Below are 14,815 nucleotides of genomic sequence, written 5' to 3'. Positions count from 1 at the left end.
ACAATGACATGAATAACGCTAACATGAAGCCTTTTAAAAGAGTCTGTTTCATCGTATTAGACAGTGTAGGTATTGGTGAGGCACCAGATGCTGCAGAATTCGGGGATCTTGGTTCGCATACGTTAGGACATATTTTAGATAGAGTGGATATCAAGCTACCCCATTTACAACAGATGGGTCTAGGAAATATAGCCTCTATTCCGCCTTTGAATTCTGTTGAGAAACCAACGGCCTATTATGGAAAAATGCAGGAAGTCTCGGTTGGTAAGGATACCATGACAGGTCATTGGGAGCTTATGGGTCTAAAGATTAACGTCCCTTTTAATACATATCCCGATGGATTTCCAGAGGAATTAATTAACAAATTTGAAGAAGAAACAGGTCGTAAGGTCATTGGGAACAAACCTGCTTCTGGTACAGATATTCTTGTGGAGTATGGGGAAGAGCAGATGAAGACAGGGGCTTGGATTATCTATACATCTGCAGACAGTGTATTTCAGATTGCTGCGCATGAAGATATCATACCTTTAGACGAACTATATGAAGCTTGTAAAATTGCCCGGAAATTAACGATGGCACCAGAGTTCTCAGTAGGTAGAGTTATTGCTCGTCCTTATGTGGGGGAACCTGGAAAATTTGTTCGTACGCCGAATCGCCATGATTATGCTGTGAAGCCTCCAGAAGCAACGGTAATGAATGCTGTACAAGCTACAGGTAAGGACGTTATTTCCGTAGGGAAGATACATGATATTTTTACAGGTGAAGGTATAACGGAATCCTATCCAACCAAAAGTAATGAACATGGGATTCAAGTGACCATTGACCAATTATCTAACGATTTCAATGGCTTCTTATTTGTTAATCTAGTTGATTTCGATTCCTTGTATGGACATCGTCGTGACCCTGAGGGGTATGGACATGCCCTTGAAGTATTTGATCAAGCACTACCAGAATTGATCTCACAATTAACGGAAGATGATCTATTGATTATTTCTGCAGACCACGGGAATGACCCTATTCATAGTGGAACAGATCACACTCGGGAGTACGTACCTTTGTTAGTCTATAGTCCTCGTCTGAAGGACACATCAAGTCTAGGTATTCGCGGAACCTTCTCCGATGTAGGTGCAACAATAGCAGATAATTTTGGAGCACAAGCTCCTAAGTATGGTACAAGTTTTTTACATGAATTAATATAAAATAGGGAGTGTTGATGAATGAGTAATATTAATCAAGCAACGATTCAAGAGGCTGCACAATATATTTCTAGTAAAAGTAGTATTAAACCTGAGATTGGACTTATTCTAGGTTCTGGGCTTGGCGTGTTGGCAAATCTGATTGAGGATGGCGTATCAATTCCTTATCAGGATATCCCACACTTTCCAGTGTCTACTGTAGAGGGACATGAAGGGGAGCTGTTATTAGGAACGATTAAAGGTCGTCCGGTAGTCATGATGAAGGGTCGGTTCCATATGTATGAAGGTTATGGACCAGAAGTTACTGCTTTTCCTGTACGAGTGATGAAAGAGTTAGGTGTGAAGAGTCTACTCGTAACGAATGCAGCTGGTGGAGTGAACACAGAGTTCGAACCTGGGGATTTGATGATTATATCTGATCATTTGAATATGCAGGGTACGAATCCACTAATTGGACCAAATGATGCGGCACTTGGCGTACGTTTCCCGGATATGTCTGAAGCTTATAGTCTTCGTCTACGCACAATAGCTAAGAAAACAGCGAAGGCAAGAGGTTTCAAAGTGAAGAAAGGTGTCTATGCTGGACTTCTAGGTCCTACTTATGAGACACCCGCAGAAATTGTTATGTTACGTGTACTAGGTGCTGATGCAGTAGGGATGTCTACCGTGTCTGAGGTTATCGTTGCACGTCATTCTGGAATGGAAGTACTAGGAATCTCTTGCATTAGCAACATGGCAGCAGGTATTCTTGGTCAACCGTTATCTCATGATGAAGTCATGGAGACTACCGAACGTGTACGTGAGAAGTTTCTAGGATTAGTATTGGACATTATTCCACAAATGTAATTCATAGGGCCCTCCTATGAGAGTTTTTTGCGAAACTAAATGGTTAAAATATCAATCCACAGGAATATTTCCTGTGGATTTCTGCTTCTTTAAAATATTTCATATCAAAATAGGATGTGAATGGAATATTTTACTCTTAACCTGACGACACTGAATGGAAGGTACGTTATTACAACGATATATAAGTCTTGTAATTACTAATCTCACGTCAGGAGGGGACTAATTTGAAAAAAATGTTACTGATCGTTACAACCGTGTTATGTCTCGTATCACTTAGTTTTCCAGCGTATGGGTATGCAGCTGAAGAAAAGAAGGCGATTGAACCAGATCTTGCTGCGAGCGCTATGTCAGCTGTACTTATGGATGCGGACACCGGTACGATTATTTATGAAAAGAATAGTCATGATAAGCTTCCACCTGCTAGTATCACGAAAATCATGACGATGTTACTAACACTAGAGGCGTTGGATTCAGGAAAGCTTAAACTAACAGACAAAGTTCGTACTAGCGAGTATGCCGCTTCCATGGGCGGGTCGCAAATATTTCTTGAACCTGGTGAGGAGATGTCTGTAGATGAGATGCTTAAGGGCATAGCTATGGCATCTGGTAACGATGCATCCGTAGCCATGGCGGAACATATTGCAGGCTCAGAAGAAGCCTTTGTAGGTATGATGAATAATCGCGCTGCAGAGCTTGGTCTAAAAGATACTCATTTCGCCAATTGTAATGGGCTTCCAGCAGAGAACCACTATTCATCAGCTTATGATATTGCGGTCATTAGCCGTGAGCTACTGAAACATAAAGATGTCACTAAATATACGGGTGCTTACCAGGACTACTTACGTAAAGATTCAAAGAGTCCATTCTGGTTAGTAAATACGAATAAACTAGTGAGATTCTATACGGGAGCAGATGGATTGAAGACGGGTTATACGTCAGAAGCTAAGTTCTGCTTAGCCGCCACCGCTGTACGTGGAGATCTAAGAGCTATATCTGTTGTGTTGGGTGAACCTAATACGAAGACGCGGAATAGCGAAGTATCTAAGATGTTCGATTACATGTTCTCTCAATATACGAAACATACCATCTATAAACAGGGTGATGTCATTGGAAAAGTGGAGATTAACAAAGGAAAGAGTAAAGAGCTGCAACTTGTTGCAGGTCAACAATATAGTGTTCTGATGAAGAAAGTCGGAAACACCTCAAATATTAAACATGAACTACAGATTGAACCTGAATTAAGAGCTCCGATTGAGCAAGGTCAGGTACTTGGAAATCTCGTGGTATATCAAGGAGATCAGGTCATTAAGAAGTTTGAATTAAAGGCTCCAACGAAAGTTGATAAAGCTGGTTGGTGGACGATGTTCAAGCGTACGACAGCAAAATTATTTTTTGTAGATTGATAGCAGTTTTCTTCTAGTTTTGTCGTGATGCAGGAATATGATTTTCACTTCTAGAACTCTTTGTTTATGACAGGGAGGAGAGTGAGGAAAATATGAATCTTCAAATGGAAATGGAACATCACCGTCAAGTACTCATCGTCCGTTTCACAGGAGAACTTGATCATCATACTGCAGATCATGTTCGTATGAAGCTAGATGAAGCGATTCATAGTAAGCAGACCGATCATATTGTTCTAAGTCTGAAAGATCTGCAGTTTATGGATAGTTCAGGTATAGGCGTTATTCTTGGAAGGTATAAGTTGATTAAGAGCAAGGGTGGCAAGATGGCTGTATGTGATGTCACTCCACCCGTGTATCGTTTGCTGGAGATGTCGGGAATGTTCAAGATTATGCCTATCTATGAAAGCGAGAGCCATGCGCTCTCAAGTCTGGAGGTTGTGTCATGAGTGAAGAACAGACTCTAGCTCATAATTTCATGACGTTGCAGTTTGCTGCCAAGTCGGAGAATGAATCATTTGCTCGAGTTACCGTCGCCGCATTTATATCACAACTTGATCCTACAATGGACGAGCTTAGTGATTTGAAGACAGTCGTATCGGAAGCAGTAACCAACTGTATCATTCATGGATATGATTCTGATGCTACAGGAATCGTGACCATTACAGCTGAGATCAAAGGGGACACAGTGACAATAACGGTGGAAGATCGTGGACAAGGCATAGAAGATCTAGATCTTGCTAAGCAACCACTATATACTTCTAAGCCTGAGTTAGAAAGATCAGGAATGGGATTTACCATTATGGAGAATTTCATGGATGAATTTGAAGTCTCTAGTGAATCCGGATTTGGCACGTCGATTAGGATGAAGAAGAGGATTGAATCCAAGAAAGCTTTATATAATTAGGGGTTGGACGTATGGATGCTGATGTTAAGAAAGCTTCGCAAACCTACTTGGAAGATTCGGAAGTCAAACGCCTTATTGCACTTAGTCAATCGGGGGATAATGTTGCCCGGGATACACTGGTGAACTGTAACATTCGTCTCGTCTGGTCGGTAGTACAGCGGTTTATGAACCGCGGATATGAGCCGGAGGACTTATTTCAAATTGGGTGTATCGGACTTTTGAAATCCGTTGATAAATTTGATCTGAGTTATGACGTTAAATTCTCTACCTATGCCGTTCCTATGATTATTGGAGAAATCCAACGTTTCTTACGTGATGACGGAACTATTAAAGTGAGCCGTTCTCTGAAAGAAATGGCGAATAAGGTTCGTAAAAAGAAGGACGAGCTCTCAAAGGTATTAAATCGACTGCCGACGATTAAAGAAGTAGCAGACGATCTTGGAGTTACACCAGAAGAAGTTGTATTTGCACAGGAAGCTAACAAGCCTCCAACTTCAATTCATGAGACTGTCTACGAGAATGATGGAGATCCCATTACCTTAATGGATCAGATTGCAGATGAATCTCAAGATAAATGGTTTGATAAACTGGCACTTAATGAGGCAATAGAGGGACTATCTGAACGAGAGAAGCTCATCGTCTACCTACGTTATTATCGAGATCAGACACAGTCTGAGGTCGCTGGTAGACTGGGAATCTCCCAAGTGCAGGTATCTCGATTGGAGAAGAAGATCCTTCAGCTCATCCGTGACCAGATTGCTCAATAGCCAACCATGTAATGATCAAGAAACCTGAGATAGTTGTCTCAGGTTTTTTTGATTTTTATTGAAAAAAATAAGAAAAGAAATATTTCGAAATAATTCACAAAAATTTCATTGGTTTTCATATGATTTCATATATACAGTTTGGTTCGAGCGGATTATAATTAGCTCTCGTAATAGGATTTGTTCGAGCGCTGAATTTTCTGAAAAGGAAAAGCGGGGGAACCAAAACATTGGAAATATACCAATGGGGTGAATCGTAATCAGACTAAAATAAGTTTGATATGTAGGGCTATTCCACAGTCCGAATCCGACAGCTAACCTCGTAAGCTTTGGTGGGTTTGATCATACTTTTAACTTTACGGAATTCTTCTGTAAGGGTATTATGTGTGTACAAAAACCGCAAAGCTAACCTTCCCTAAAGTAGCGTACAACATAGATGTTACAAGTTGCTTATGAAGGGGTCTTTAAGATGGTTAGCAAGGTTAAACGTGTCCTGATCGGACGTCCCATGAAATCAAATGAACTTGATCATGAGAAATTAAGTAAATTTAAAGCACTAGCTGTTCTGTCATCAGATGCTTTGTCATCCGTTGCTTATGGTACGGAACAGATTCTAATCGTACTAATGGTAGCTGGTTTCTCCGCTGCTTGGTACTCCATTCCAATTTCATTAGCTGTACTAGGACTTTTAGCTATTCTTATTTTTTCTTACAGACAGACCATATTTGCTTACCCTATGGGTGGAGGAGCATATATTGTCGCAAAAGAAAACTTGGGTGTTCCTATGGGACTCATGGCAGGTGGATCATTACTTGTCGACTATATTCTTACCGTAGCAGTAAGTGCATCGGCTGGAACGGATGCCCTTACATCAGCGTTTCCATATCTTCATGATTATAGCGTCGTTATTGCTATTTCGGTCATATTAATTCTAACGCTTATAAATTTACGAGGTGTTACAGAGGCAGCTTCATTTATAGCTTTTCCCGTATACTTGTTTGTCATTTCGATATTTGTTCTAATAATTTCTGGTGTGATTAAGTATGCAACAGGCAATGTTCATGCTGCGATTCCGGAACTAGGTTCGGCGGTATCTAATATAAGTTTATTTATACTTTTAAAAGCCTTCAGTTCAGGGTGTTCGGCACTAACCGGGGTCGAAGCGGTATCCAATGCCATTCCGAATTTCAAACAACCCGCTGAGAAGAATGCAGCTAAGACGTTGGTAATGATGGGCGTTATTCTGGCAGCGATGTTTACCGGAATAAGTCTGTTGGCGTACTGGTATGGTATAACCCCTGATCTTAAAGCGACAGTTGTATCGCAGATTTCACAATCCGTATTTGGTCGTGGTGTTCTGTATTACGGAATACAAGGGATTACAGCAGTCATTCTCTTCCTTGCTGCGAATACGGCATATTCTGCGTTTCCACTACTCTCATTTATGTTAGCTAAGGACAAGTTCATGCCTCATATGTTTATGGTTCGTGGGGATCGTCTGGGGTTCTCAAATGGGATTATTATTCTTGGCGTTATGGCTTCTGTACTTGTAGCGGCTTTCCATGGTGATACAGGAAGTTTGATTCCGTTATATGCGGTTGGCGTATTTATTCCGTTTACACTTTCTCAACTGGGGATGATGATTCATTGGCTTAAAAAGAAGCCCTCTGGATGGATACATCGCTTTATTGTAAATACGGTGGGTATGATTACAACGTTATCGATCACGCTTATTTTTATTTTCACCAAATTCTCGCATATATGGATGGTGTTCATATTCCTACCGTTAGTTATGCTTCTCTTCAAACGAATCCATCGGCATTATATGAATATAGCAGATCAACTACGTATTCGGCTTGATGTGGATAAACCGGTTATCAAAGGTAGCACATTTTTGGTTCCCGTCTCTGGCGTTACGCGTGTCGTACTTAATTCTATCAGTTATGCGCGTTCTTTATCGGACAATGTCGTTGCAGTATATATTGGCTTCGATGAAGAAGAGATTCACAAGATGGAACAGAAATGGGCCGAATGGAATCCAGGTGTACGGTTAATTGTTCTGCGTTCACGGTATAGAAGTGTGATTAAACCCCTTCTTCGGTTTATAGAAACAGTTGAATGGAAAACAGCGGCAACCGATCATATTACAATTGTGATTCCGCAGTTTATTACCAAGCATTGGTGGCAAAATATTTTACACAATCAATCAAGTTTGCTGATTCGTACTTTTTTGGTTAATCAGAAGGATATTGTGATTACAACAGTCCCGTATCATTTAAATAAATAGATTCATTTACAGGAGGTTGTCCCATTGGCTATTGACCTAGCTAGGGGCACCTCCTTTTTGCATATCTACTAATATATTGGCTGCACAAAAATGAGGGCAAGAAGTTGCTCATAGACAGCCTAATAACGATTTGTAATGTATAATGAACGATTATTGGTTGTTAAACGTCATATAGTCGAGAAGATTATGAGGGAGGTGTATTTCGGAAATGAACGACCGCGAACTATTCGAGACATACAAGGAACTGGTATACAGTCTCTGTTATTACATGATGCATAACCGTTCAGATGCTGAGGACATGTGTCAGGAGGTATTTGTCAAAGCGATACTAACGGACAGATCGCAAGTAAGAGAGATCAAACCGTGGCTGTTGAGGATCGCCTCTAATGAGTGTAGTAGTGTACTCAGAAGACGCAAGAATGGCTGGGCTAAAGAATTGAGTGCGTATTTACGCTCACGTCCCTTCTTATCCAATCCAGTAGAAGAGAGTTATGATCAACGAGAAACCAAAGTGGAGTTCTATAAGTTATACAGCATGCTCCCTAATAAGGTACGGATGGTATTTACGCTACGTTATGTGAACGAATTGACGGTGCCGGAGATTTCTGCCGTAATTAACGTTCCTGAAGGTACAGTGAAGTCTAGATTGAATCGGGGTCTGAAGCTTTTACAAAGCATAACTGCTGCCCAAGTAAAGGAGATGATTGGAAATGGATCGAAGACATGAATGCGAAGTAGATGTAAACTCACAACCGAATTATGATACGATGTGGACCGCAATTGAACAGGAAGTGTCCAAGCGGAAATCAGTGATGGAGCAGAACTCTACATATCGCAGAAAAAAGTTCGTGCCTGCAACCATCGTTATCCTTTGTTTTATGGTTATTGCCGTTCCTGCCTTCGCAGGTGTATCGTTGAATTGGGATAGCCTCATCGGTGGGAAAGACGTAACTACTGCTCTAAATAACGGTTTTGGCCAGCGATATGACCTAAGTGTATCCAACGAGGGTGTTACGATGAGCCTTAATGGTGTTGTAACTGACGGAGAGAAGATGAAAATGATTGTTTCACTTGACTCTGAAGAGGGTTCTACCCTTTATGATGCAGTTGTTTTGGAAAGAACCTCTATTATCGATGAATCAGGGACAAGTGAGAAAGTCAGCGGTTATCTAAAATATGATAAAACAAGTGGAAAACTCCTTGGTATTTATGAAACCAAGGATGAACTCCAAACAAATAAGAAAAAGTATACACTTGAGGCGGAGAATCTTGTCTTTTATAAATTTAAAGAAGTTCTTCTGAAATCAAGCCATCAAGTGGGGGATGTTATTTCTACCGGAACTAAGCAATACCCCAACATTCAGATTCAATCGGTAACAGAGTCCAAGAACCAACTGATGGTTCGCTACAAGGTTTCAGCGTCAACGCTAGATGGGAGCAAGGGGGATCCGCACTTGGTTATTAAGACGAAAAATAACGGGAATATTCAAGGCATGGTAACCCAACTCCCTCACGAAGGATCAGATTTACTCATCGAGCAGATTTTCAAACTGACTGAAGAAGAATGGGAAACGGCAGATCTTCATTTCAATTATATTGAGGAAGCTAAGCGGGTTGATAGTACCTGGAATTTTGATTTTACAGTAGATGGTAAAAAGGCAAGCGAAGCGATTTATTCACGAAAACTGCAATCAAGCGTCGTATTGCAACAAAAGGCAGGAATCACGTTGGAAAAACTCACCATTACGCCGCTAAAAATTATTGTTAATATTCAGCAAGACATATCGCTGGAGCGTGAGAAAGAAGAAGGATCAGTATTCTATAAATCAGTTCAACTAGCTATAGGTAAAAAAGAGATAAAAGGAGAGTTTGACTTGATTAGGGTTGATCCGAAAAAGAGTATAGACCCGAAGAGGTATCCATATGTGTATCAATTCGAATCACCCGAATGGTATAAAGACTGGTCTCCAGTACCGATGAAGCTAGTCTTGAAAGATGCTGTAGTTACGAAACGAGATAAGACCACAAATTGGATCACGCTCAGTAAACCGAGTAAGAAGAAGCAGTCCGCTGGTTTAAAACTAGAGGGTTTTGAGATCCGGTTTACTTACCATATGGATGGTAAAGATCTAATTGTCCAATCAGAATCTGATTCATCCCAATTTAAGGGCATCGACCAAAGCATGATGCGTGTTGACGGCAATGAGGTCTATCCGGATTCGGCCGTGAGAGGAATGGTAACTACTAGCACAAGAATAGATCGTTACAAAATAGATGCGATGGAGGGAATACTTGAGTTGAATCCGGGGTTTTATAAATACAGTGATCCAAGCTTGGACATGGTAGTAAACCTAGATTAGGTTTGATAACCATAATGTTTAAATACAAGGAGCACGCCAATTATGGTGTGCTCTTTGGTTTGTTAAGACGAAGTTGATTATAAAGAATGCACAATCCCAATTCATCTTGACTAAAAATCGCAGTTATTTACCATACTAACGATAATTTAGCAGATATAGGAGTGATTTGTGATGACGCAGAATTCCGCTCCCACGGTCTATCTTCAACTGAAAAAGCGTGTCCAGATCCCACGGGGTAAGATGATAAGACTTGGAGATATTGCTCATATTCTGTGTGAGCCAGAATGGGAAAAGGTACTATCTACTTTAGAATTAGTTCTTCCTCTTTCAAAGGATGGAAACATGCTTGTGATGGATTTAATGCAAATCATACCTCAAATAAAGAAGGTTATCCCAAATGTATTTATTGAATCCATCGGATTACAACATGTCATTGTTGAAATTGTACAGAACCCTAGAAAGCCATCGATTCCGCTGTTCATTCTTGTATGGCTATTATTGTTTTTTGGCTCCGCACTTACGATTATGAATTTTCATGCGGACGTGAATATGATGGAAGTCCAGATTAGGGTTGTTGAGATGGTAACGGGTGAACGCGATGAACATCCGTATCTTTTTCAAACCGCATATTCACTAGGGATAGGGTTCGGAATGACGGTATTTTTCAATCATTTGTTTAAGAAAAAATGGAATGAGGAACCTACTCCACTAGAAGTTGAAATGTTTCTTTATCAGGAGAATATTGATCAATTTGTCGTGGCTGAAGAGTACAAGAAAGTTAGAACGATAGAGCAGAAGCAGGATGAAGGCCCATCATGATCATCATGACTTGGTTTATAGAAATATTGTTAGGGATCGCAGGTGGCATAGCAGTTGGTAGTGGAGTTATTGCGTTTATTCTGGTTCTAGATATTGTTCCTAGACTTGCGCAATTAACATTGTCCTATAACAGAGTTCATTGGTATGAAGGTGCTTTAATCGTAGGTTCTTTAGTTGGAACAGTAAGTGATTTCTGGAACTGGAAAGGGTCATTTAATCCGTTAGTGGGTCTGATTATAGGCTCGTTCTTTGGTGTATTTATAGGACTTCTTGCAGCAGCATTAACAGAAGTATTAAATGTATTACCTATTCTTGCTAAACGTCTCCACATGAAGAACTACTTGTTAGGTTTGTTAATGGCGATGATTGTTGGGAAAGTAGCAGGTTCACTTTTTGATTGGTATGTGTTCAGGAGATAGATATCGTAGAAGGAGTGAGTTCATATGCCCAAAGAAGAATCGGAAAACAATAATAAGGAGAACGAGAAGAAGGGGAATCCGGAGGAAAAACAACTTCAGCACAAACGAGAGCAAGAGGAATCGGATTCAATTGAAGAATCCATTATCTATTGGCAGGATGATGATGTATTCTCGGGTGATCTAAAACAAGTTCAAAAGGTGTTAAATGAGGTCATGGGGTTAGGCTCTTCATTTGACGTTGTATTTCGTGAAATGACCTTTGGTGGGATTGAATCAGGAATACTATTTATAAATGGTTTTACAGACAGTGATATTATGACAGAGATTCTCATGAGATTGACTTTTATTGAACAAGGTGAAGTTCGTGCAGATGCCATGAAGTCTTTCTTTGATAAATACATACCTCACGTTCAAGTGGAAAAAATAGAGAAGTTAAGTCAAGTTATTAATAAGGTGCTTACAGGGATGAGTGCATTTTTCATTGATGGGGATAGCACTGTGATCTTGGTAGATACACGCACGTATCCCTCGCGTAACACTGATGAACCATCCATCGAACGTGTGGTTAGGGGAGCAAGAGATGGATTCACAGAGTCGATGCTGACGAACGTATCATTGGTACGACGTCGTATCAGAGACCCAGGACTGAAATACGAGGTTGTTCAAGTGGGTCGAAGAACACGCACGGATGTATGTATTGCATATATTGATGATATCGTGGATAAAGTTCAAGTCGATTCCATACGGGAGAAGATCAAAGCCGTTAAGATTGATGGAATACCCCTTGGGGATAAACAACTAGAGGAAGCCATTATTAATAAAGGATGGAACCCTTATCCGTTAGTGAGATACTCAGAACGCCCAGATGTTGTAGCATCACATATACTGGAAGGTAGAGTTGTTGTGTTCGTGGATACCTCACCAAGTGTAATGATTATGCCGACCACCTTTTTTGATTTGTGCCAGCATGCCGAAGAGAATCGACAGACACCTTTTATCGGTACATATTTACGCTGGGTAAGGTTTCTCGGGATTTTCTTCTCGATGTTCTTACTACCACTATGGATGCTTCTTGTGCTGAACCCTGAATTGAAACCAGCAGCTTTGGAGTTTATTGGTCCCCATGACACAGCCAAAATACCTTTGATTGCCCAGTTTATCATGGTGGAATTTGGTGTGGATTTACTCCGACTTGCAGCTGTTCATACCCCCACTTCCATTGCATCGGCAATGGGATTGATCGCAGCGATCCTCGTAGGGGATATCGCAGTCAAAACAGGGCTTTTCGTAAATGAAGTAGTGCTCTATATGGCTGTTGCTGCGATTGGGATGTTTGCTACACCGAGCTATGAATTAGGACTCGCGAATCGAATTGTACGGATCGTTTTACTTGTTGCAGTGGCTATTTTCCAAGTTCCAGGATTTGTGATTGGTACGACGTTACTAGTTATTCTATTGACGCTTCACCGATCATATAACTCCTCATATCTGTGGCCATTTATACCTTTTAATGCAAAGGCAATGGCTGAAGTCATATTCCGTATGCCGGTATTGGCTAATAAAAAACGCCCTTCCTTCAACAAACCTAGGGATAATACACGCATGCCAGCAGATCAAGGAGACGAATGATCAGCGCAGATTAACACAAATGATCTGCATATTAATCCATTACTATTATTTCAGGAGTTTGATATACTGATGAAAATTCAGATGGAATGTTTAATTCCATAATAAGTGGAGGACTGCTGAAATGTTTTTACATGGTACTAGTAAAATAAATGCGAGTGGACACTTAGAAATTGGGGGCTGCGATGTCGTTAATTTGAAAAAGGAATACGGCACACCACTCTATATTGTCGATGAACAGTTGGTTCGAGATCGTTGTAAGGAGTATATTGAAGCATTTAAATCTTCAGGTCTTCAATTTCAGGTGGCTTACGCTAGTAAAGCTTTTTGTGTGATGGCTATGTGCGCGGTTGTAGAGCAAGAGGGAATGTCTTTAGACGTCGTTTCCGAAGGTGAATTGTACACAGCACTTCAAGCAGATTTTCCAGCGGAACGCATTCATTTCCATGGCAACAACAAAACACCAGAAGAGATCGAAATGGCGATTGATGCAGGGATTGGTTGTTTTGTAGTAGATAATCTGGTTGAGTTGTACTTGTTGCAGGCCATTGCCTCTGAGAAGAATGAGCGTGTTAAAGTTCTACTTCGTGTTACTCCAGGTGTCGAAGCTCACACCCATGAATATATTTCTACCGGACAGACCGACTCTAAATTTGGTTTTGACATAGGAAATGGTTCAGCATTTGAAGGTGTAGAGGTGGCTTCCAAACAATCAAACATCGAATTACTTGGTGTTCATTCCCATATTGGATCACAAATTTTTGAAGTGGAAGGCTTTCAAATGGCTGTTCAGAAAATAGCTGAATTTGCCAATGAAGTGAAGAAACAAATGAGTGTTGAATTTAAAGTGGTTAATCTAGGCGGGGGATTTGGGATCCGTTACGTCAATGGAGATACACCTCTACAAGTATCTCAATACGTCAAAGCCATTACAGATTCAGTTAAAGAGTATTTCACAGGGATCTACAGTCAGTTACCTGAGATATGGGTAGAACCGGGACGTAGCATTGTAGGGGACGCTGGAACAACGCTATATACGATTGGTACTCAGAAGAATATTCCAGGGGTGCGTAAATATGTTGCAGTCGATGGAGGGATGACAGATAATCCTCGTCCAGCATTGTATCAATCCCAATATGATGCAGTACTTGCTAATCGGGCAAATGACGAAGAGGTAGAGCTTGTCTCGATTGCAGGTAAATGTTGCGAAAGTGGCGACATGCTGATCTGGGATGTCAAACTTCCTGAGGTGAAGAGTGGCGATTTATTAGCGGTAGCTTGTACAGGAGCATACAATTACTCTATGGCAAGTAACTATAATCGGATCCGTCGTCCAGGTGTTGTATTCGTAAAAGAGGGTCAAAGTGATCTCGTAGTGAAACGTGAAAGTTTCCAAGACTTGATTGGGAATGATCTTGTTCCTGAACGAATTCGTAAGCAAGCCGTCTTGAGATAAAACATATTCTTGATACGCTATTCCTTATATTTCCACTGAACGGTGCCGTCTTTGAAAAAGGACGGCTTTGAAGTGTCTACTTGTTGAATTCTGTTTTTATTTTGCTTTAAGGTATAGATTCATAGTAAACTATAGGATGTCTGTAATAGGACAGAGTACCTTCAAGCAATGATTTAATTAGTCTAGCGTTTAACTTGAACCACAAAATATTTTTAAGGAGATGGAAATGTAATGAAAAAAGGAACAATTGAATTAGAAAACGGTGGCGTAGTAGCAATTGATTTTCTAACAGAAGAAGCTCCAAACACAGTAGCTAACTTTGAAAAATTGGCTAACAGTGGATTTTATAACGGGTTAAGTTTTCACCGTGTTATCCCTAACTTTGTAGCACAGGGTGGCTGCCCAACTGGAAACGGTACTGGCGGTCCTGGATATACAATCAAATGTGAAGCTGCAAATAATACAACTAAACATGCAAGAGGCGTATTATCTATGGCTCACGCAGGTAAAGATACGGGTGGAAGCCAATTCTTCATCGTGTACGCTCCACAACCACACTTAGATGGCGTTCATACTGTCTTTGGTGCAGTAACAAGTGGTATGGAACTTGTTGATAGCATCAAACCTAACGACAAGATGAAAGAAGTAAAAGTTTGGGACGAAGCGTAAAAATTAATTTCAAATAAGTGGCTAAATCTCTTAGGAGATTAGCCACTTATTTTTGTAAGTAAGTGG

General features: G+C 40.6%; 14 protein-coding genes and 1 riboswitch. All 14 genes read left to right on the top strand.

Annotation, left to right across the window (positions count from 1 at the left end; all coding sequences use genetic code 11):
• Positions 1 to 8 precede the first annotated feature (8 nt).
• The 14 genes from deoB (at position 9) to AC1D7X_RS00970 (ending at position 14,749) form a co-directional block, all read left to right on the top strand.
• A complete protein-coding gene (deoB, locus tag AC1D7X_RS01035) occupies positions 9 to 1,199 on the top strand; it encodes a phosphopentomutase (RefSeq protein ID WP_495474478.1) in 1,191 nt (396 codons plus the stop codon).
• Between the two features lie 18 nt (positions 1,200 to 1,217).
• Positions 1,218 to 2,042, top strand: a complete 825-nt coding sequence (locus AC1D7X_RS01030) for a purine-nucleoside phosphorylase (protein WP_495474477.1) — start codon at positions 1,218 to 1,220, stop codon at positions 2,040 to 2,042.
• Positions 2,043 to 2,275: 233 nt separating this feature from the next.
• Positions 2,276 to 3,445, top strand: coding sequence for a D-alanyl-D-alanine carboxypeptidase family protein (locus AC1D7X_RS01025; protein WP_495474620.1), 1,170 nt, complete (start codon positions 2,276 to 2,278; stop codon positions 3,443 to 3,445).
• A 92-nt stretch (positions 3,446 to 3,537) separates the two neighbouring features.
• Positions 3,538 to 3,891 (top strand): anti-sigma F factor antagonist, encoded by a 354-nt coding sequence (gene spoIIAA, locus AC1D7X_RS01020; RefSeq protein WP_495454472.1) that lies wholly within the window; start codon positions 3,538 to 3,540, stop codon positions 3,889 to 3,891.
• Positions 3,888 to 4,349 (top strand): anti-sigma F factor, encoded by a 462-nt coding sequence (gene spoIIAB / locus AC1D7X_RS01015; protein ID WP_495474476.1) that lies wholly within the window; start codon positions 3,888 to 3,890, stop codon positions 4,347 to 4,349. The genes spoIIAA and spoIIAB overlap by 4 nt, the downstream gene beginning before the upstream one ends.
• 11 nt (positions 4,350 to 4,360) lie before the next feature.
• Positions 4,361 to 5,116, top strand: a complete 756-nt coding sequence (sigF, locus tag AC1D7X_RS01010) for an RNA polymerase sporulation sigma factor SigF (RefSeq protein WP_495454474.1) — start codon at positions 4,361 to 4,363, stop codon at positions 5,114 to 5,116.
• A gap of 176 nt (positions 5,117 to 5,292) precedes the next feature.
• A riboswitch (cyclic di-AMP (ydaO/yuaA leader) is annotated at positions 5,293 to 5,457 on the top strand.
• 125 nt (positions 5,458 to 5,582) lie between these two features.
• Positions 5,583 to 7,400, top strand: coding sequence for an APC family permease (locus AC1D7X_RS01005; protein ID WP_495454475.1), 1,818 nt, complete (start codon positions 5,583 to 5,585; stop codon positions 7,398 to 7,400).
• A gap of 208 nt (positions 7,401 to 7,608) precedes the next feature.
• On the top strand, positions 7,609 to 8,127 hold the full coding sequence (locus AC1D7X_RS01000) for an RNA polymerase sigma factor (protein ID WP_495474475.1): 519 nt from the start codon (positions 7,609 to 7,611) through the stop codon (positions 8,125 to 8,127).
• The gene (locus AC1D7X_RS00995) at positions 8,111 to 9,760 is read left to right on the top strand and encodes a DUF4179 domain-containing protein (protein ID WP_495474474.1); all 1,650 of its coding nucleotides are present in this window, start codon (positions 8,111 to 8,113) and stop codon (positions 9,758 to 9,760) included. The genes AC1D7X_RS01000 and AC1D7X_RS00995 overlap by 17 nt, the downstream gene beginning before the upstream one ends.
• 171 nt (positions 9,761 to 9,931) lie before the next feature.
• Positions 9,932 to 10,579 (top strand): stage V sporulation protein AA, encoded by a 648-nt coding sequence (locus AC1D7X_RS00990; RefSeq protein ID WP_495474473.1) that lies wholly within the window; start codon positions 9,932 to 9,934, stop codon positions 10,577 to 10,579.
• On the top strand, positions 10,576 to 10,998 hold the full coding sequence (locus AC1D7X_RS00985; protein WP_495474472.1) for a stage V sporulation protein AB: 423 nt from the start codon (positions 10,576 to 10,578) through the stop codon (positions 10,996 to 10,998). The genes AC1D7X_RS00990 and AC1D7X_RS00985 overlap by 4 nt, the downstream gene beginning before the upstream one ends.
• A gap of 24 nt (positions 10,999 to 11,022) precedes the next feature.
• On the top strand, positions 11,023 to 12,627 hold the full coding sequence (locus tag AC1D7X_RS00980; RefSeq protein WP_495474471.1) for a spore germination protein: 1,605 nt from the start codon (positions 11,023 to 11,025) through the stop codon (positions 12,625 to 12,627).
• Positions 12,628 to 12,748: 121 nt separating this feature from the next.
• Positions 12,749 to 14,080, top strand: a complete 1,332-nt coding sequence (lysA, locus tag AC1D7X_RS00975; RefSeq protein ID WP_495474470.1) for a diaminopimelate decarboxylase — start codon at positions 12,749 to 12,751, stop codon at positions 14,078 to 14,080.
• Positions 14,081 to 14,311: 231 nt separating this feature from the next.
• Positions 14,312 to 14,749, top strand: a complete 438-nt coding sequence (locus AC1D7X_RS00970) for a peptidylprolyl isomerase (protein ID WP_495474469.1) — start codon at positions 14,312 to 14,314, stop codon at positions 14,747 to 14,749.
• The last annotated feature ends 66 nt before the right edge of the window (positions 14,750 to 14,815 follow it).

This window comes from Paenibacillus sp. Y568, assembly GCF_059445545.1.
This window is presented reverse-complemented; position numbering and strand designations above follow the sequence as displayed.